22 protein-coding genes are annotated in these 17,831 nt (G+C 66.8%); 7 read left to right on the forward strand and 15 right to left on the reverse strand.

The annotated features are described in order from the left end of the window. Positions 1 to 50 precede the first annotated feature (50 nt). Both EJO69_RS05155 and arfB read left to right on the forward strand, forming a co-directional pair. Positions 51 to 530, forward strand: coding sequence for a flavodoxin family protein (locus tag EJO69_RS05155; RefSeq protein WP_126039924.1), 480 nt, complete (start codon positions 51 to 53; stop codon positions 528 to 530). Between the two features lie 121 nt (positions 531 to 651). Continuing rightward, the gene (arfB, locus tag EJO69_RS05160; protein ID WP_126039926.1) at positions 652 to 1,089 is read left to right on the forward strand and encodes an alternative ribosome rescue aminoacyl-tRNA hydrolase ArfB; all 438 of its coding nucleotides are present in this window, start codon (positions 652 to 654) and stop codon (positions 1,087 to 1,089) included. Between the two features lie 5 nt (positions 1,090 to 1,094). Here the strand turns inward: arfB and EJO69_RS05165 are convergent, their stop codons facing one another. The 10 genes from EJO69_RS05165 to rpsN all read right to left on the reverse strand — a co-directional run bounded on the left by EJO69_RS05165 (position 1,095) and on the right by rpsN (position 8,032). Beyond that, positions 1,095 to 1,829 carry a glycosyltransferase family 2 protein gene (locus EJO69_RS05165; protein ID WP_126039928.1) on the reverse strand — a complete coding sequence of 245 codons (735 nt, stop codon included), beginning with the start codon at positions 1,827 to 1,829 and terminating at the stop codon, positions 1,095 to 1,097. Continuing rightward, the gene (locus EJO69_RS05170) at positions 1,826 to 2,383 is read right to left on the reverse strand and encodes a DUF2238 domain-containing protein (RefSeq protein WP_126039930.1); all 558 of its coding nucleotides are present in this window, start codon (positions 2,381 to 2,383) and stop codon (positions 1,826 to 1,828) included. Before EJO69_RS05170 ends, EJO69_RS05165 begins: the two co-directional genes overlap by 4 nt. After that, on the reverse strand, positions 2,373 to 3,260 hold the full coding sequence (locus tag EJO69_RS05175) for a prenyltransferase (protein WP_126039931.1): 888 nt from the start codon (positions 3,258 to 3,260) through the stop codon (positions 2,373 to 2,375). The genes EJO69_RS05170 and EJO69_RS05175 overlap by 11 nt, the downstream gene beginning before the upstream one ends. Further along, positions 3,257 to 3,565 (reverse strand): lycopene cyclase domain-containing protein, encoded by a 309-nt coding sequence (locus tag EJO69_RS05180; protein WP_126039933.1) that lies wholly within the window; start codon positions 3,563 to 3,565, stop codon positions 3,257 to 3,259. The genes EJO69_RS05175 and EJO69_RS05180 overlap by 4 nt, the downstream gene beginning before the upstream one ends. Then, positions 3,562 to 3,888 (reverse strand): lycopene cyclase domain-containing protein, encoded by a 327-nt coding sequence (locus EJO69_RS05185; protein WP_126039935.1) that lies wholly within the window; start codon positions 3,886 to 3,888, stop codon positions 3,562 to 3,564. The genes EJO69_RS05180 and EJO69_RS05185 overlap by 4 nt, the downstream gene beginning before the upstream one ends. Continuing rightward, positions 3,885 to 5,438, reverse strand: coding sequence for a phytoene desaturase family protein (gene crtI / locus EJO69_RS12295; RefSeq protein WP_164519876.1), 1,554 nt, complete (start codon positions 5,436 to 5,438; stop codon positions 3,885 to 3,887). The genes EJO69_RS05185 and crtI overlap by 4 nt, the downstream gene beginning before the upstream one ends. Then, entirely contained in the window at positions 5,435 to 6,301 is an 867-nt protein-coding gene (locus tag EJO69_RS12300; RefSeq protein WP_164519877.1) for a phytoene/squalene synthase family protein, read from the reverse strand. Before EJO69_RS12300 ends, crtI begins: the two co-directional genes overlap by 4 nt. Continuing rightward, complete coding sequence (locus EJO69_RS05195; RefSeq protein ID WP_126039937.1) at positions 6,301 to 7,335, reverse strand: polyprenyl synthetase family protein; 1,035 nt, start codon at positions 7,333 to 7,335, stop codon at positions 6,301 to 6,303. The genes EJO69_RS12300 and EJO69_RS05195 overlap by 1 nt, the downstream gene beginning before the upstream one ends. A 180-nt stretch (positions 7,336 to 7,515) precedes the next feature. Beyond that, positions 7,516 to 7,677 (reverse strand): 50S ribosomal protein L32, encoded by a 162-nt coding sequence (rpmF, locus tag EJO69_RS05200; protein WP_126039939.1) that lies wholly within the window; start codon positions 7,675 to 7,677, stop codon positions 7,516 to 7,518. A 49-nt stretch (positions 7,678 to 7,726) separates the two neighbouring features. Then, a complete protein-coding gene (gene rpsN / locus EJO69_RS05205) occupies positions 7,727 to 8,032 on the reverse strand; it encodes a 30S ribosomal protein S14 (protein ID WP_126039941.1) in 306 nt (101 codons plus the stop codon). Between the two features lie 239 nt (positions 8,033 to 8,271). Here rpsN and EJO69_RS05210 point away from each other — a divergent pair, with 239 nt between their 5' ends. The 3 genes from EJO69_RS05210 to epsC all read left to right on the forward strand — a co-directional run bounded on the left by EJO69_RS05210 (position 8,272) and on the right by epsC (position 10,636). After that, a complete protein-coding gene (locus EJO69_RS05210; RefSeq protein ID WP_126039943.1) occupies positions 8,272 to 8,889 on the forward strand; it encodes an IMPACT family protein in 618 nt (205 codons plus the stop codon). Between the two features lie 229 nt (positions 8,890 to 9,118). Beyond that, complete coding sequence (gene cysK / locus EJO69_RS05215) at positions 9,119 to 10,054, forward strand: cysteine synthase A (RefSeq protein WP_126039945.1); 936 nt, start codon at positions 9,119 to 9,121, stop codon at positions 10,052 to 10,054. A gap of 3 nt (positions 10,055 to 10,057) precedes the next feature. Further along, entirely contained in the window at positions 10,058 to 10,636 is a 579-nt protein-coding gene (gene epsC / locus EJO69_RS05220) for a serine O-acetyltransferase EpsC (protein ID WP_425454742.1), read from the forward strand. A gap of 78 nt (positions 10,637 to 10,714) precedes the next feature. Here the strand turns inward: epsC and EJO69_RS05225 are convergent, their stop codons facing one another. Then, positions 10,715 to 11,158, reverse strand: a complete 444-nt coding sequence (locus tag EJO69_RS05225; RefSeq protein WP_126039949.1) for a ribose-5-phosphate isomerase — start codon at positions 11,156 to 11,158, stop codon at positions 10,715 to 10,717. Positions 11,159 to 11,223: 65 nt separating this feature from the next. On the opposite strand from EJO69_RS05225, the gene EJO69_RS05230 reads away from it, so the two are divergent. Then, positions 11,224 to 13,206, forward strand: coding sequence for a M13 family metallopeptidase (locus EJO69_RS05230; protein WP_126039951.1), 1,983 nt, complete (start codon positions 11,224 to 11,226; stop codon positions 13,204 to 13,206). A 114-nt stretch (positions 13,207 to 13,320) separates the two neighbouring features. Here the strand turns inward: EJO69_RS05230 and EJO69_RS05235 are convergent, their stop codons facing one another. Both EJO69_RS05235 and EJO69_RS05240 read right to left on the reverse strand, forming a co-directional pair. Then, positions 13,321 to 13,944, reverse strand: coding sequence for a hypothetical protein (locus EJO69_RS05235; RefSeq protein ID WP_126039953.1), 624 nt, complete (start codon positions 13,942 to 13,944; stop codon positions 13,321 to 13,323). Further along, positions 13,941 to 14,546, reverse strand: a complete 606-nt coding sequence (locus EJO69_RS05240) for a mycothiol-dependent nitroreductase Rv2466c family protein (protein ID WP_126039955.1) — start codon at positions 14,544 to 14,546, stop codon at positions 13,941 to 13,943. Before EJO69_RS05240 ends, EJO69_RS05235 begins: the two co-directional genes overlap by 4 nt. A gap of 118 nt (positions 14,547 to 14,664) precedes the next feature. Between EJO69_RS05240 and pepN the strand changes: the two genes are divergently transcribed. Further along, the gene (gene pepN / locus EJO69_RS05245) at positions 14,665 to 17,190 is read left to right on the forward strand and encodes an aminopeptidase N (protein ID WP_126039957.1); all 2,526 of its coding nucleotides are present in this window, start codon (positions 14,665 to 14,667) and stop codon (positions 17,188 to 17,190) included. Here the strand turns inward: pepN and EJO69_RS05250 are convergent. After that, positions 17,187 to 17,609, reverse strand: coding sequence for a PTS sugar transporter subunit IIA (locus tag EJO69_RS05250; RefSeq protein WP_126039959.1), 423 nt, complete (start codon positions 17,607 to 17,609; stop codon positions 17,187 to 17,189). The genes pepN and EJO69_RS05250 overlap by 4 nt on opposite strands. Continuing rightward, on the reverse strand, positions 17,606 to 17,830 hold the full coding sequence (locus tag EJO69_RS05255; RefSeq protein WP_126039961.1) for a PTS sugar transporter subunit IIB: 225 nt from the start codon (positions 17,828 to 17,830) through the stop codon (positions 17,606 to 17,608). The genes EJO69_RS05250 and EJO69_RS05255 overlap by 4 nt, the downstream gene beginning before the upstream one ends. Position 17,831 lies beyond the last annotated feature (1 nt).

The raw sequence follows: 17,831 nt of genomic DNA on the forward strand, positions 1-17,831 counted from the left end.
TGCTGAAGGGCATACTGTGGCGCCACAGCGGCAGCACATGGAGGTGCGAGATGAAGGCCATGGTCATCTATGAATCGGCCTGGGGCAATACAAGGACAATCGCCGACGCCATCGCGGAGGGCCTCGACACGGATCCTCCGATCAGCGTCGAACACGCTGACCCACTCTCAGGGCTCAAAGTCGACCTCCTCGTCCTCGGAGGTCCGACGCACGCCTTCGGCCTCTCCCGGGCGAGCACCCGGGAGGACGCACACCGGCGCGGGGGCGAGCTGCTGAGAACCGGCCTGAGGGAGTGGATTGAGGAGGCCTCCTCCTCATCTCTCAGGGTGGCGATCTTCGACACGAAGGTTCATCGGCCCAACCTCCCCGGGTCTGCCGGCAAGAGCGCCTCGAGGAAACTGCACCGCATCGGATGCCGAGTGGTCGCGGGCCCCGAGCACTTCCTCGTCGAGGACTACGGCGGCCCGCTGCTGCCCGGCGAGGTGGACCGTGCTCGCGAGTGGGGCCGCGATCTCCGCGGGGTCACCTGAGCGGTGCACCTAACCACGCTCGCTCCACCGGGAGCCCTGGGAGCGTGCGCCGCCGGACCATGCGCAGGTTCGCCGGCTCCGGGTATGGTCAGTCGTGTTCAACCGCTGACATTGGAAGACCATGGACGACCTGCATATCCCACCCGGACCCGGCTCGCCGGGCGGTATGGTCGTGCCTGCGGCCGACCTCATCGAGCAGTTCTCCCGGTCATCCGGCCCGGGCGGCCAGGGCGTCAACACGGCGGACTCGCGCGTCCAGCTGTCACTCGACCTGGCAACGACGACGGCGCTCACGGACATCCAGCGTCAGCGGGCGCTCGCACGGCTGTCGAGCCGCCTGACCGGTTCCGTCCTCACAATCACCGCCTCGGAGCATCGGTCGCAGCTGCGCAATAGGGCGGCCGCGCGCGAACGGCTGTCTGCCCTTCTGCGGGAGGCACTCATGCCAGAGGTGCCGCGCAGGCGTACGAAGCCGACCGCGGGTTCGCGGCGGCGCAGGCTCGAGGGCAAGAGGATGAGAGCCGAGATCAAGCGGAATCGGCGCAGACCGCTTCCCTGACGGAGTCACTGTCCCCGCCCGGGCAGTCGGTGCAGCCACCGCTCCCAGGGCGGCATCTCCCGCCAGTTGACGCTGATCGTGTTGAAGCCCCTGTCCATGCGGCGCCGCCACTGGCTGCCGATGTGAACGGACCGGCCGGATACGTCGACGAGGAGATTCGGGACGAGGGCGATCTTCGCGTCCGGTCCAAGGACGAAGGCGAGATCCATGTCATCGTGCAGCTCAGGGTCATCCCTGTGGATCCGGTGTGAGACCTCCTCCCAGGCTGATCTTCGGATTGCCATCGAGGATCCCCAGAGGAGATGGTGGCCGGCGGCAAGCCCGCCGAAGGCATAGTAGGCGCCGAGGTACAGGACCGTCAGCATTCTGCTCGCGGGCCCAGGAACGTCGTAGAAGCGGCCCCATCCGGTGACCGCTGGGGAGTGGGGGCGGGCCGCGAGCGCCTCGATAATCGACTCAACCCAATCGGGTCCGACGATTGAGTCCGCGTCACAGCGGGCGATGATGTCACCGCGTGCCGCGTCGTAGCCGGTTGCCGCGGCAAAGGGAATTCCGATGCGGCTCTCCTCGATCACGCGGGCGCCGTAGCGCCTGGCGACCTCGGCCGACCCGTCCGTCGAGGCGTTGTCGACAATGATGATCTCGGTCGGCGGCGTGCTCTGCTCCGTCAGCCGGCGCAGGCAGCGGTCGAGGAGGATCTCGTCGTTGCGGACGGGGATGATGACGCTGACGGTGGTCACTGCGGGCCTCCCCGTCGGCGGGCGAGGAGGATCCCGGCGATGAGGGAGCCGGCGACGCCGGCCGTCATGTCGCTGATCGTGTCGTCGTAGCCGACTCCGATGGACTGCTCGAGGTAGGTGTGGCCGAGCCACTCCCCCATCTCCCAGATGACGGCGAGCAGAGCGCCGAGCGCTGTGGTCACGATGACGATGGTGTCGCCCGGAATCCCGCGTGGCAGGCGGCCCGTGCGCCACAGGACCACCATGACAAGGACGGCGAGCAGCCCGTTGGCGGCGACGTGTACGACGAGATCGAGCCACGCGTACGTGTCATACCAGTCGAGGAGGGAGGCCCAGGCGGCCCCGATGAGGGTGAGACCGGTGAGGATCTGGAGGACGGCCGGCAGGGCCGCGACCCGGGCGACTGCCAGCCCGAGGAGGACGAGCGCCATGAGGGCGACGGCGACGCCGTCGAACCAGAACGCGGCGATGAAGGAGGCGAGGCCGGCGAGAGTGACGATCTCAGTCCCCGCCCGCGCCCACGCGGGGCCGTGCACGCGAAGCTCAGAACGCAAGGGCGATCCAGATGAAGAGCTGGGTGACGAGGAAGCCGGTGAGCAGGTTGAGCCAGATGAAGCAGCGCCAGGCGGCGTTGGCCCTCTCGCACTCCTCGTCGCTCAGATTGAGATAGGGGGCGACGTTGGCGATGTAAGGGATGACGAGAAGCGACGACAGCGCCCCCGGCCATCCCGTCCCCAGCAGGAGCAGTCCTGCAAGGAGGTAGGCCGCGGCGGCGGCGCGGACGGTCCACCGGGCACCGAGCCAGGTGGCGATGGAGGCGATGCCGCCCTCCCGGTCTGCCTGGATGTCCTGTACGGCCCCGAACGCCTGGGATGCCATGCCCCAGAGGAAGAACGCGATGAGGGCGATGGTGATGGGAGCCGTGAATTCGGCCCCGGCGAGCGCGATGCCGAACACGGCGGGGCTGACGAAGTGGGTGGCGGACGTCGCGGAGTCGAGGACCGGCTTCTCCTTGAACCGCAGGCCCTTGGCCGAATAGGCGACGACCGCGAAGACGCTGATGAGGAGGATGACGGTGGACAGCGCGTTGCCCATGATGATGAGGGCGACGATGAAGGGCAGGTTGGTGAGGACGGAGGCCTGGAGGGTGAGCCGGTGCCAGCGGGTCGAGAGGACGACGCCCTCGATGCCACCCTTCCTCGGGTTGCGCAGGTCCGATTCGTAGTCGAAGACATCGTTGACGCCATACATGAGCAGGTTGTAGGGGATGAGGAACCAGAGTGTGCCGATGATGAGCTCGGCCGTGATCCCCCCGCCGACCATGAGGTAGGCCGCGGCGAAGGGATAGGCCGTGTTGATCCAGCTGACCGGGCGGGAGGACCCGATGAGGTTGGCGAGCCCCTCTCGGAATGGTGAGCGGTCCGGAGTCATCGGTCCCCTTTCTCGGCGGTGAGGGCCGCCAGCGATGGAAGTAGGAAGCCCGCAGCAATGGGCCAGGCGAGATCCTCGACCGGGGCGTGCCAGAGCCGGATACCCAGCAGATGGCCATCATCGAATCGGAACAGGTCCGACAGGATCATGAGGGAGTCGAAGATGATCGTCAGCACGACGAGGATAGCAATGGTGAGAGCGGTCGCCATCCACCAGCGCGGGCCGAGACCGAGTCGGATAGAGACCAAGACAGCAACCGCGGCGGATGCTGCGACGAAGGCCGCGGCGACGACAGCGTATGTCACGTGTCCCCCCGGCGGTCCATGGCGAGGCCAATGAGGGCGTGGAGCACGAGGGTGATGTAGCAGAGGAACGTGATGAAGAGGAGCTCCTCGATCGGAAGCTCGGGGGCGAGGAGGATCCCGGTCATCGCCTCGCTCTCTCCGCGGTAGTAGAAGCCCATCTCGATCGCCACGACATCCCAGACGAGGAAGAAGGCGATGCCGAGGAGGAGGGCGATGGCGCCGCGGCGGGGGGCCCGCCACAGGACGAGCCGGAACCGCGCGTCGATCATCGCCATGCAGCCGATCAGCAGGAGTAGGACGCCGCCGTAGACCAGCGCCATCATCCGAGCGATGCCAGCGGAGCGGACGAGGTGTCTCCCCGCAGCCGCTTCGCGACGAGCTCGGCGCTGATAAGGCACATGGGCAATCCGATACCGGGGATCGTGCTCGACCCCGCGTAGTAGAGACCCTCAACCCTGCGCGACTGGTTCGTGCCGCGGAACATCGCGCTCTGGCGAAGCGTGTGCGCCGGTCCGAGCATGCCGCCCCGCCACGCGAACAGGTCCTCGGCGAAGTCGCCGGGCCCGATCGTGTGCCGCACGACGATGCGGTCGGCCAGGTCGGGGATGTCCGCCCACTCCGCCATCTGACCGATCACCTCATCGGCGATCCGCTCGACCGAGGAATCTCCCGTCCCGTCGGGTCCGCCCTTGCCGATGGCGGGGGCCGCCGGCACTGGAATGAGGATGAAGAGGTTCTCGTGCCCCTCCGGCGCCACCGACGGGTCCGTCGCGGAGGGTTTGCACACGTAGGCGGACGCCGGTGACGGCATGCGACCCTCCCGGATCGCGGCGAAGTTCTCGTGCCAGTCCCGGGTGAAGAACAGCGAGTGGTGCGGCATCTGCGGCAACTCACCCTTGACTCCGAGGAGAACGAGGACGGCGCCGGGGCTCGGCGTGCGCCTGTCCCAGTACCTCTGCGGATAGGTCCGCAGCTCCTTCGGCAGGATTGTCGTCTCGAGGTGGTGCAGGTCGCCTGCGCCGACGACGATGTCGGCCTCGTGCCGGTGCTCCACGCCATCGGCGTCCCGCCAGACGATCCCGGTCGCGCGTGCCCGCCTGCCCCGCTCGGTGAGGATCTCGGTGACCGTCGCCCCGGTCGTGATCGTCGCACCGGCCTCGAGCGCCCTGCGCTCGACGGCGCTGATGAGGGTGACGAAGCCGCCCTGCGGGTACATGACGCCGCCGGTCAGGTCGAGGGCGCTCATGAGGTGGTAGAGGCTCGGCGTCAGGTCGGGAGAGGACCCGAGGAAGACTGCCGGGTAGCCGAGGATCTGGCGCAGCCGGTTGTCTGTGAACCTGCGGCCCACGAAAGTCTCCAGCGACTGCGTCAAGAGAGGAAAGAGCTTGTTCAGCCGGGTGAGGACGTCCTTCGAGAGGAGGTTCGCCGGGTTCGTGAAGCTCGTGTAGAGGAAATGCTTGAGCGCGAGATCGTAGGACTCTTTCGACGACGCCAGGTACTCCCGAAGCTCGGCCCCAGCGCCCGGCTCGACCGCCTCGAATGTCGCAATGTTCGCCTCGGCGTCGCGCGCGATGTCGAGGACTGTCGCACCCGAGTCCTGTTCGGAGAACACCCGGTAGGCGGGGTCGAGGACCTCGAGGTCGAGCTCCTCCTCGGCGGAGGACCCGAAGAGGCTGAAGAAGTGGTCGAACGTCTCGGGCATGAGATACCACGAGGGTCCCGTGTCGAACCGAAATCCGTCGATGGTGAGCGAGCCGGCACGGCCGCCCACCTCATTCTTCTTCTCGAACAGCGCCACGCTGTGCCCATCGGCTGCGAGGAGGGCGGCGGTGGCGAGACCTGCGATGCCGCCGCCGATGATTGCGACCCTCATTGTGCTCCCATCATGGTTCGGGCGATGATCTTCGCCTTGACCGGGTTCGGAACCCGGACTCGTGTCGTGAGAACCTGTTCGGCCGGGGTGGCCCGCAGCCTGCGGGACAGCTCCTCGAACAATCCATGCGCCGCGCCCACCGCGCGCCGGCTCCTGCGCGGCAGCTCGGCAATCGCCAGCGCCGCGGCCGCCAGATCGGCGTCGACGTCGTCGAGGATCCGGTCCTTCTCCGCCTCGGTCAGGTGCTCAGCATCAACGCCGGCGAAGTACGTGCGGCCGAGGTCCTTCCTGTCGCGCGCGAGATCGCGCATGAAGTTCACGTTCTGGAAGGCCGCACCGAGGCGCTGCGCCGCAGGGGCGAGCCTGTCGTAGAGGGAGTCGTCACCGGCGACGAACACGCGCAGGCACATGAGGCCGACAACCTCCGCCGAGCCATAGAGGTAGCGGGCATGACTCTCGCCCGTATGCTCCGTCACCGACAGGTCCGCCCTCATCGAATTGAAGAATGGGTCGATGAGGTCCCGTCCGATTCCGTACTGACGGGCCGTGAGGGCGAAGGCGTGGACGACGAGATTGGGACTGCCGCCGACCTCGACGGCACGGTGGACGTCGGCCTGCAGCTCGCTGAGCATGGCTCCCCGGGCCTGCGGGTCCCAAGGCTGGCGATCATCATCGACCAGTTCGTCCGCGACACGGACGAGGGCGTAGATGCAGCGGACATGCGTGCGGTCCGGCTCGCCGAGCAGCCGAGTGGCCCACCCGAAGGAGGTCGAATAGCGGTCGATGATGACGGCGGAACTGCGTCGTGCAACGTCATCGTAGAGCGACGAGGAGGGTGCCCTCCTCGACCCGCCACGCGCCATCAGGCCACGCCCACGGATCGCACGCCCGACTCGCCGGGCAGGATGAGTGCGATCGCCTTCCGCACAACATCGCCCGCCGCCTGCGGCAGCGACATCGCCTCGGCAAGGGCAGCCTCGCGGTATTCCTGCGCGAGTGCGGTCACCGAATCCCGAGCGCCGCTCTCGATGAGAAGAGTGCGGGCCCGGTCGGCCTCCTCCGCGGTCAGCTCGCTGCGGCCCACACACCGGGACAGCTCCTCCCACTGCTCGGAGTCGCGGGCGAACGCCATGAGCCCCGTGAACTTGCCCTCGCGCAGGTCGGAGAGTGGATCCTTGCCGGTCTGATCGGCGGGGGCGAAGACGCCGTCGATGTCGTCGAGCAGCTGGAAGGCGATGCCGAGGCTGCGGCCCGCGCGGCCCAGACCGACGACGATGTCCTCCTCGGCACCAGCGAGGATCGCTGCCGCCTGCAGCGGCAGCTCAAAGGAGTAGGCCGACGTCTTCCAGGCGGCGATGTCGATGATCTCCTCGAGCGTCGCCCCCGTGAAGGAGACGCGGACGTCGGCGAGCTCACCGGCGGCACTGCGCCGCAGCACGTCATCAAGGAGGTCGATGAGGCGGTTGAGCATGCTCCGGGAGGCGCCGCTCGTGGCGATGACCTTGAGAGCCCCGAGCAGGGCGAGATCGCCGGCGAGGATCCCGGCGGATTCTCCGTAGCGCTTCGCCCGCTCCGGCGAGGCTCCCGCGCCGTCGGCATAGGCCGAGAACTGGCCGAGGACGTTGGGCCTGCCGCGCCGGATCTCATCGCCGTCGATGACGTCGTCGTGGATGACGAAGGCCGTGTGGAGGAGCGCGACGGCATCCGCCGCCGCCGCGGCGAGGTGCTCATCCTCGCCGCCGAGCGCGGCATACATCGCCAGGAGGAGCCGCGGCCTGAATCTCTTTCCCCCGCTCGCCTGATCCCAGATCGCGCTCCACAGGTTCCTGTCATGCTCGTCGAGACTGCGCCTCAGAGCATCATCGAAGAAGCTGTTGAGCGAAGATGGCTGGGACATAGACGCCTCGTCTCGTGGGCCAGAAGGGGTTCATTTCTAAGCGTGCCTCATCGCACACTCAATGACAAAGGCCACAGCGCCTCAAAATAACGGCATACAATTCGCCCTGAGGCTCCCAGAGCGTCAGACGACAGCAAAAAGCGGTGCCGAGGATACTCGGCACCGCTCTTCACATGCGATTCAGTCGATCGCGCCAGTCTGGTAGGCCTTCGCCAGGCGGCGGGGAATACGAACCTCGCGACCCTGGACCGTGACCGTGACGAGCTCGGTCATCTGCGCCTTCCACTGGGACCGGCGGTTGCGCGTGTTGCTGCGCGACATCTTATGCTTGGGAACTGCCATGACGCCGCTCCTTTCCTAATTCAGGCGGCCGGGGCCGCGGACAAAATGTTTACCAGGAGGACTTGGTGACACCCGGGAGCTCACCGCGAAGCGCCATGTGGCGCATACGAACGCGGGAGAGACCGAAGGCGCCGATGTAGCCGCGGGGACGGCCATCGATGGCGTCGCGGTTACGCAGGCGGACAGGCGACGCGTCGCGGGGAAGGGCGTGCAATGCGGCCATCGCCTCATCGCGCTCCTCCTGCGTCGAGTTCATATCCACCGAAGCCTTCTTCAACTGTGCGCGACGCTCTGCGTAGCGCTCGACGATCTCGCGGCGCTGCTTGTCACGCGCAATCTTCGACTTCTTCGCCATGCTTACCTCTCTTTGCCGGAGCACTCTGCCTCGGCAATACTCTTCAACGTGCTGGACCTGCCGGGAGTTTCCTCGCGCGATGGGGATCACCCGGAGGGACAGCGGTCCGACAAATCATCGTAACGCAGGACAGTGGGAATGCCCTAGTTGTCTGCGCCACGAAATCCGCGCAGTCCGTCACACTCCACGAGCATCGCGCTGGTGCTCGTACGACCCCACTGGCGTCCTAGAATAGCCGAATGGCCCGCACGATTCGAGACAGTGTGAGAACCGAGCTGGTGATCTCCCGCTCCCGGTTCATCACCCACCTCTCCCCTGCCGCGGGACCGGATGAGGCGCGGCAGGTCGTGGCGGAACTGAGGGCGGAGTTCCCCGATGCGAGGCATCACTGCTCCGCCTGGATCGTCCAAGTGCCCGGCGAGCAGGACCGCGAGCACTCCTCCGACGACGGAGAACCCTCCGGCACCGCGGGCCGCCCCATGCTCGACGTCCTTCGAGGTCACGGCCTCACCAACATCGCGGCCGTCGTTGTCCGCTACTTCGGCGGGATCCTGCTCGGCACCGGCGGCCTCGTGCGCGCCTACTCTGACTCTGTGGCCGGGGCGGTCGAGGCGGCCACGCTCTGGACCGTGGCGGAGGTTCCGCGCTGGGAGCTGTCCGCGCCGGTCGCCCTCGCGGGCCGGCTCGAGGCCGTGCTCCGCGCCGAGGGCTGGGACGTTGAGGCGGAGTGGGCTGCGGAGGTCACGCTGCGCGTGACGACCGCCGACCGCGCCCGTTTAGCCGAGATCGCCGCCTCTGAGCTGGGGCGCGATGTCGACCCCCGCCCGGCTGGCACTGTCCAGCATTTCTCTCGGTGAGTGAACGGACTTGCCGAGTGTCGTGGCTCATGAAACGATGACACCAGACAGTTAGCTGAATCGTGAACTATCTTCGGGAGGCGAATATGGGCGCATCGCTCATCGTTCTTGTCTCCTGCGCCTGTCTGAGCTGTCTGTAGAGTGCCGGGCCCTAGGGTGCGCTCATGCACGCCCGGCACTCCCCCTGCATCTGCAGCCTCAATCATTCATCGCCTCCGAAGGAACAGTTATGTCTCGAATCGCATCTGACGCCACCGCACTCATCGGCAACACCCCCCTCGTCCGCATCAACAAGCTCTTCCCGGGCGCCAGGGCCAATGTCCTGGCCAAGCTCGAGTTCTACAACCCGGCCAACTCGGTCAAGGACCGCATCGGCGTCGCCATCGTCGACGCGGCCGAAAAGTCCGGCGCGCTCAAGCCCGGCGGCACCATCGTTGAGGCCACCTCCGGCAACACCGGTATCGCCCTTGCCTTCGTCGGGGCAGCCCGGGGTTACACGGTCGTTCTCACGATGCCGTCCTCGATGTCGAAGGAGCGGCGCGCGCTGCTCCGCGCCTACGGCGCCGAGCTCGTTCTCACCGAGCCGTCCGAGGGCATGAGGGGCGCCGTCGAGAAGGCCGAGGAGATCGCCAAGGAGCGCGAGGGCGCTGTGCTCGCCTCGCAGTTTGCCAACGAGGCCAACCCCGCCATCCACGAGGCCACAACCGGCCCCGAGATCTGGGCCGACACGGACGGCGAGGTCGCGGCACTCGTCTCGGGCATTGGCACCGGCGGCACCATCACCGGCGCCGGCCGCTTCCTCCGCTCGAAGAACCCGGACGTCAAGCTCTTCGCCGTCGAGCCGGCCGAGTCCCCCCTCCTCTCCAAGGGCAAGGCCGGCCCGCACAAGATCCAGGGCATCGGCGCGAACTTCATCCCCGAGGTCCTCGACACCGAGCTCTACGACGAGGTCATCACCGTCCCGACTGAGGATGCCTTCACGTGGGCGCGTGCGGCTGCGACGAAGGAGGGCCTCCTCGTCGGCATCTCGTCCGGCGCCGCGCTCAAGGCCGCGGGAGAAATCGCGGATCGCGACGAGTTCGCGGGTCAGAACATCGTCGTCATCATCCCGTCCTTCGGCGAGCGCTACCTGTCGACGCCGCTGTTCGAGGGCCTGGTGGACTGAATGATCTTCTCGCTGGGCGCATCCCTCACCACCCTTCTCAAGGAGGATCTTGAGGCGGCGCGCAGGCGTGACCCCGCTGCACGGACCTCCCTTGAGGTTGCTCTCGCCTACCCGGGCGTGCACGCCCTGTGGGCACACCGCATCGCCCATGCCATGTGGACGAAGTCGGACCTGCTCAAGCTGCCCGCCCGCCTGCTCTCGCAGGTGGCCCGGTCGATCACCGGCATCGAGATCCACCCCGGTGCGAAGCTCGGCCGCCGCATGTTCATCGACCACGGCATGGGAGTCGTCATCGGCGAGACCGCTGAGGTCGGCGAGGATGTCATGCTCTACCACGGCACGACGCTCGGCGGTGTCTCCCTCAGCAAGGGCAAGCGTCACCCGACCGTCGGCAACCGGGTGACGATCGGCGCCGGCGCGAAGGTCCTCGGCCCGATCACCCTGGGTGATGACAGCCAGATCGGTGCGAATGCCGTCGTCATCCGCGACGTGCCCGCAGGGGTCACCGCCGTCGGCGTCCCAGCGAAGAATCGGTCGGTTCCCGTGCTCGAGCCGGCCATGGATCCAGCGATCTGGATCTGACCGGATACGACATCGCCCCGCCTGACAGGCGGGGCGATCGTCATTGTCTGGCCGACGGCAGATCACCGTCGGTTGGGGTCAGCCCTCGTACTCGGTGAGGAGGTCGATGCGGTCCTGGTGGCGCTGCTCGCCGGAGAACGGCTCCTCGAGGAAGGCGTCGACGAGTGCGAATGCCTCCTCCTGGGAGTGCTGGCGGGCGCCGATGGCGATGACGTTGGCGTTGTTGTGCTCGCGGCCGAGGCGGGCGGTCGCGTCCGACCACGCGAGGATCGCGCGGACGCCCTTCACCTTGTTGGCCGCGATCTGCTCGCCGTTGCCGGAGCCGCCGATGACGACGCCGAGGGAGCCCTCGTCGGCGACAACGGCCTCCCCCGCTGCGAAGCAGAACGGCGGATAGTGATCGAGCGCGTCGTAGTCGTGCGCGCCATGGTCGACCACCTCGTGGCCGGCCTCCTGCAGGTGCTTGACGAGAGCCTCTTTGAGCTCGAAGCCCGCATGGTCTGTACCGATGTGTATACGCATAGCTCCCAGCATAACCCGACCCGAATCGGTTCAGGTGCGACCACTGGTCCCCCTAGACTGGTCGAATGACTGATCCCATACTCGACAGCGTCCTTACCGACGCCAAGCAATCCGTCCGCATCCAAGACGACCTCTTCCGCTGGGTCAACGGCACGTGGCTCGACACCCATGAGATCCCCGCCGACCGTCCGAGTGACGGCTCCTTCTACCTCCTCAATGAGCAGTCGGAGGAGCGGGTCAAGGCCATCATCGACGAGCTGTCACAGGGCAGCCCGGAGGGTGACGCGAAGAAGATCGCGGACTACTTCCGCTCGTACATGAATCTCGATGCGATCAACGAGGCCGGCATCGCCCCTCTCGAGGGCGACCTCTCCCTCATCCGCTCCGCCGACACGAAGGAGGCGCTGGCCGGGGTGACCGGGACGCTGATGCGCACCGGCGTTCGCGTCCCCTTCAGCTTCGACATCGACGCGGACCTCAATGATCCGGACACGTACGTCCTGTTCGCCGCGCAGTCTGGACTGTCCCTGCCGGATGAGGCGTACTACCGCGCCGAGCAGCACGCACCTACCTTCGAGGACTTCCGGGCGTTCGTCCCCGAATTCCTCGAACTCGCGGGCCTCGTCGATGACCCTGAGGGCGCCGGCGCCCGGATCGTCGGCTACGAGACTGCACTCGCCTCGCACCACGCCGACGTGGTGACGACCCGCGACACCGACAGGATCAACAACCCGATGCCGTGGTCCGACTTCGTCGAGTCCGCGCCGGGCTTCGACTGGGACGCCGCCCGCGAGGCTCTGGGCGTGCCCGCCGACCTCGTCGACCGCGTTATCGTCCTCACCCCCGACGCCCTCGCGGGCGCCGCGACAGTCTGGTCGGAGACCGACCTCGATACCCTGAAGGAATACCTGTCCTGGCAGGTCCTCCTTGCACGCGCCTCCTACCTGACCGAGGAGATCGACAACAAGAACTTCGAGTTCTTCCGCAGGAGGCTCACGGGAACGACCGAGCAGAAGGAGCGCTGGAAGCGCGCCGTTGCGGTCGTCTCCGGTGTGCTCGGTGAAGCACTCGGAAAGATCTATGTCGAGCGTCATTTCCCGCCCGACCACAAGGCGAAAATGGAGCAGCTCGTCGCCGATCTGCTCGAGGCCTACCGGGAATCGATCCAGGGTCTGGATTGGATGGGCGAGGAGACGAAGGTGCGTGCGATGGAGAAGCTCGCCACCTTCAATCCGAAGATCGGCTACCCCGACAGGTGGCGGGACTACGCAGCCCTCGAGATCACCGATGACCTGCTCGGCAACGTGCGGGCCGCGAACGCCTTCGAGACCGACCGGGCGATCGCCAAGCTCGGTAAGCCGATGGACCGCGACGAGTGGTTCATGCCGCCTCAGATGGTCAACGCCTACTACAACCCGGTGTGGAACGAGATCGTCTTCCCCGCCGCGATCCTCCAGCCGCCCTTCTTCGACCCCGACGCGGATGACGCCTGGAACTACGGCGGCATCGGGGCCGTCATCGGCCACGAGATCGGCCATGGCTTCGACGATCAGGGTTCGAAGTACGACGCGACGGGACGCCTCAACAACTGGTGGACAGATGAAGACCGTAAGGAATTCGAGAAGCGGGCCGACGCCCTCATCGCCCAGTACAACGCCTACACACCCGCCCAGCTCGAGGACTCCGAGCACCACGTCAACGGCGCCCTCACGATCGGTGAGAACATCGGTGACCTGGGCGGTCTGACGATCGGGCTCAAGGCGTACGAGATCGCCCTGCGCCGCGCAGGGTACGCGGGCCTGGAGGATGCCCCTGTCATCAATGGCGTCACCGGCGCCCAGCGCGTCTTCTACTCCTACGCCCGCATCTGGCGGTCGAAGTCGCGCGACGAGATGGCGATCGTCCTTCTCTCGGTCGACCCGCACTCGCCCGCCGAGTTCCGCTGCAACGGCGTCGTCAAGAACCTCACGAGCTTCCATGAGGCGTTCGACGTGACCGAGGGCGACGAGCTCTACCTGCCGCCCGCCGAACGGGTCGCCATCTGGTGACCACCGGGCGGGTCATGGTGATGGACAAACGGGTCACGGTGACAGCCCAACGGAGCACCGACTGAGAAGGGTGTGGCGCGGAGGATCACCTCCGCGCCACACCCTTCTCGTGGGTCAGTTCGACTGAAGCGATGCGAGCATCTGCCGCACATCCTCGAGGTTCTCCTCGAAGATCTCCGGTGTCGCCGAGAAGGCGACCTCCTGCAGTCCGTCCTCGGCGAAGATCGGGTAGACAACCTGGCGGATCTGCACACCGTCGGCATCCCGCGAGACGATGATGCCCTCGACCGAGGTGCCCTCGACCTCGATCGGGTCGGCCTCGTCGACCGTCACGCCCTCACCGGTGAAGACATTCCCCGTCGCCGAGCGCCACTCCTCGTAGCTGGTCGGCACGCCGGAGATCGTGTTCGGAGCCCACGTGCCGATGATGTTCGCCGCGAACTCGGCGTTGTTGACATCGGAGACGAGCAGGACGGTCATGTTGACCGTCTCGTCGAGCGGGGCGGGGTACGCCTGCCAGCCGTCGGCCAGAGTCAGGCTGTATCGCCCGTCGGTCGACGTGGCGACGCCATCCTCAACAACCATGACGTCGCCGGCATCCTCAGTCGGCTCCTCGGCCGCCGCCGAGTCGTCGCGCGTGCTCTCCTCGACGGTTCCGTTCGCCGGCTCCTCATCGGATGAGCAGGCCGCGAGCCCGGCGAGGGCGATGATCGCGGTCGCTGCCAGTCGTCTCATCATTCGAAGGACGGACCCTTCTCGCGGGAGCGCTTGAGCTCGTAGAAGCCGGGAACGCTGGCGACGAGGAGCGCGCCGTCGTAGAGGCGCAGCGCATCATCCCCGCGAGGGGCGGGGGTGACGACCGGCCCGAAGAAGGCATTGCCGTTGATGGAGATGGTGGGGACGCCGACATCGTCGCCGACCAGGTCGGTCGCCCCCTTGAGGTCGGTCACGATCCCCTCATCGAACTCGCCGGCCTCGGCGCGCTCGACGAGTGAGACATCGAGATCGAGTGCTTCGAGAGCCTCGACGATGGCGGAGCGCTCGTTGAGCCGCTCACCCGGGTGGAAGCGCGTGCCGACCTCGGTGTAGAAGCGGCCGAGCGTCTCGTTGTCGTAGGTCTGCCCGACGCCGACGGCGACCTGCGCACCGAGGCGGGCGTCCTCCATCATCTGGGCGTAGCGCTCGTCGAGATCGCGTCCCTCGTTGAGCTTCGTCAGGGAGAGGACGCGCCACGTGACGTCGACCTCGCGGTTGGGGACGATCTCTTCAGCGATCCAGCGGGATGTCATCCAGCACCAGGGGCAGGAGGGATCGAACCAGAATTCAATAGTGTCAGCCATGTGACCATCGTCCCCCACGAGCGGCCCTCGGACAAAGGGGGCGCGCTCCGCGGTCAGCGTATTCTCGCGCCTGGCAGTAGTGTGGAGGTCATACTCCCATCACCCCGAAAGGACATTCATGCCAGGAGAGAACCTGACCAGGTCGGAGGCCATCGAACGCGCCGCAGCGATCGCGACCGAGCGATACCGGATCGAACTCGACCTGCGAGGCGATGACACGTTCTCCTCGATCACGACGATCGAATTCGCGGCCACGGCGGCCGAGACCTTCGTCGACCTCATCGGCACCGTCAACTCGATCATGCTCAACGGCGAACAGATCGATCCGTCCGTCCACGTCGATTCCCGCATCCACCTCACCGGGCTCCGTGACCACAACACCCTCGTGGTGGACGCGACGTGCCGGTTCATGAACACCGGTGAGGGCATGCACAGGTTCGTCGACCCCGTCGACGGGGAGACCTACCTCTACACCCAGTTCGAGGTCGCCGACGCCCGCCGCGTCTTCGCGGTGTTCGAGCAGCCCGACCTCAAGGCCGAGTTCACCTTCGACGTCACTGCACCCAGCCACTGGCAGGTGTTCTCCAACTCCCCCACGCCCGAGCCGACCACCGTCGACGAGACATCGAGCCGCTGGGAGTTCACTCCCTCGGAGCGGATCTCCTCCTACCTCACCGCGATCGTCGCAGGCCCTTACAGGGGCGGCACCTCGGAGCTGGTCAGCTCCGATGGCCGGACCATCCCGCTCGGTGTCTACTGCCGCGCCTCGCTCGCCGAGCATCTCGATGCCGACGAGGTCATGGACATCACGAAGGCTGGCTTCGCGTTCTTCGAGAAGGAGTACAGTCACCCGTACCCGTTCCGCAAGTACGACCAGATCTTTGTTCCGGAGTTCAATGCCGGCGCCATGGAGAACGCGGGCGCCGTCACCATCACGGAAACGTACGTGTTCCGCTCCCGGGCCACCGGCGCCGTCATCGAGCGCCGCGCGATCACGATCCTCCACGAGCTCGCCCACATGTGGTTCGGGGACCTCGTGACGATGAAGTGGTGGGATGATCTGTGGCTGAACGAGTCATTCGCCGAGTTCATGTCCCATCTCGCGCTCGACGAGGCGACCCGATGGAACCAGGCATGGCAGACCTTCCTCGCCTCAGAGAAGTCGTGGGCGATGAATGCGGACCAGCTGCGCTCGACCCACCCGATCGTCTCCGGCGTCAGCGACCTCGAGGAGGTGTGGGCGAACTTCGACGGCATCACCTACGGGAAGGGCGCATCCGTCCTCAAGCAGCTCGTCGCCTATGTCGGCCGCGAGACGTTCATGGCCGGCCTGTCGGAGTACTTCACGAAGCACTCGTGGAAGAACACCGAACTGTCCGACCTGCTCGCGGAGCTCGAGACCGCCTCCGGTGTTGACCTGTCCGAGTGGTCGCGCCTGTGGCTCGAAGAGTCCGGACTCACCCTCGCTCGACCTGAGATGACGGTCGAGGGCGGGACCATCACAGGGTTCTCGGTCGTTCAGGAGCTTGGCAACTCTGCGAACCTGCGTCCGCACCGCATGGGCATCGGCCTCTACGATCTCGAGGACGGCCGCCTCATGCTGCGCCGGCGCGTCGATGTCACCGTTGCGGGCGACCGCACGGCGGTCGACGAGCTCGTCGGGGAGGCCTCCGCCGATCTCGTCCTCCTCAACGATGGCGACCTCGCCTACACGAAGATCCGTCTCGACGAAACGTCGCTTGAGACGGCGGTCCGCCACATTGGGGCGTTCGACGACCCGCTGGCCCGCACCCTCGTCCTCGAGGCCGCCTGGGACATGTGCCGGGACGCGGAGATGTCGGCCTCGTCCTACACGGAGCTCGCGCTCGCCGCGATCGAGACGGAGGATCACCCGACCGTCCTGCGCATGCTCCTCCTCAACGTCGCCCAGGCCGCGACGATCTACTCGAGCCCGGCCCACAGGGACTCCCTCGTCGTCACGGTCGCGGATGCTCTGTTCGCCATCGCGGACCGCGCGGAGGGCGGGTCGGAGCTGCAGTTCCAGGTCGCACTCGAGGCGGCCCGCCGCGCGAAGAGCGACAGCCAGCTCGATCGCATCGACTCCTGGCTCGACGGAGCCGAGCTCCCCACCGGCTTCACGCTCGACACGGATGGCCGGTGGACGGTCATCCAGAGCCTCGCCGCTGCCGGCAGGATCGATGAGACTGCGATCGAATCCGAGCTGAAGAACGACGACACGGCGACGGGCCGCGAGGCCGCCTGGCGGGCGAGGGCCTCTCTCCCGACCCCCGAGGCGAAGGAGAGCGCCTTCGGCGCCCTCGTCGCGGGCGAGCTGCCCAACATGCAGCAGCGCAGCGCCCTCTTCGGGTTCCAGGCCGGTGACCACCGCGTCCTTGAGCCGTTCTTCTCCCGCTATCTCGACTGCCTGACGACGGTGTGGAGCGAGCAGACGTACGAGATGGCGCAGCAGCTGGCCACCCGCATGTTCACCCCGTCGATCATCGGTCGCGGCATTGATGTCGAAGGGGCACTCGACGGCTGGCTCGAGGAGCATGAGGATGCGGCACCGGCACTGCGCCGGATCATCATCGAGCACGGCGACTACACGCGCCGCGCCCTCGCCGCGCAGGAGGCCGACGCCTAGACAGTCCCGAGCAGGGAGCCGAGATCGACGTGGGTGCCTGGTGCCGCCATCTGGCGCCAGGCACCCACCTCATGTTCGGGGAGAGTGATGAGGATGATAGAGGACAGCTTGCCCATCCTCGCCCTGTCCATCTCGATCAGAGGGGTGCCCACCTCGACGCGTGCACCGACCTCGGTCAGGCAGGTCAGCGCATCGCTCTTGAACGTGTCGATGCCGGCGTGGACGAGGCAGGGACCGATGATGACGGCATGGGCACGGGCCGCCGTCACCGTGCCTGCGACCGGCGAGCAGACGGTGACGACGCCGGTTTCGTCGGGTTCGACCGCAGCTCCCGGCCCCAGCAGGAGCTGGGCGAAGACAGGATCGGGGACCGACTCGAGCTCGAGCACGGTCCCCGATAGAGGCGAATGAAGGTTCACACCATGTGTTCCGCGACGTCTTCGGCATCGGGGCCGACGACGATCTGGACAACGTTGTTCTGCTGAACGACGACGCCGTGGGCGCCGGCTTCCTTCAGCTCGTCCTCCGACACGGGGTCCAGCGCATTGACCTCGACACGGATGCGGGTGATGCAGGCTTCGACACGCGTAATGTTCTCCCTGCCGCCGAGGGCGGCAACGAGCGAATCAGCTTTCTCCATG

Source organism: Flaviflexus salsibiostraticola (genome assembly GCF_003952265.1).
GTDB lineage: Bacteria > Actinomycetota > Actinomycetes > Actinomycetales > Actinomycetaceae > Flaviflexus > Flaviflexus salsibiostraticola.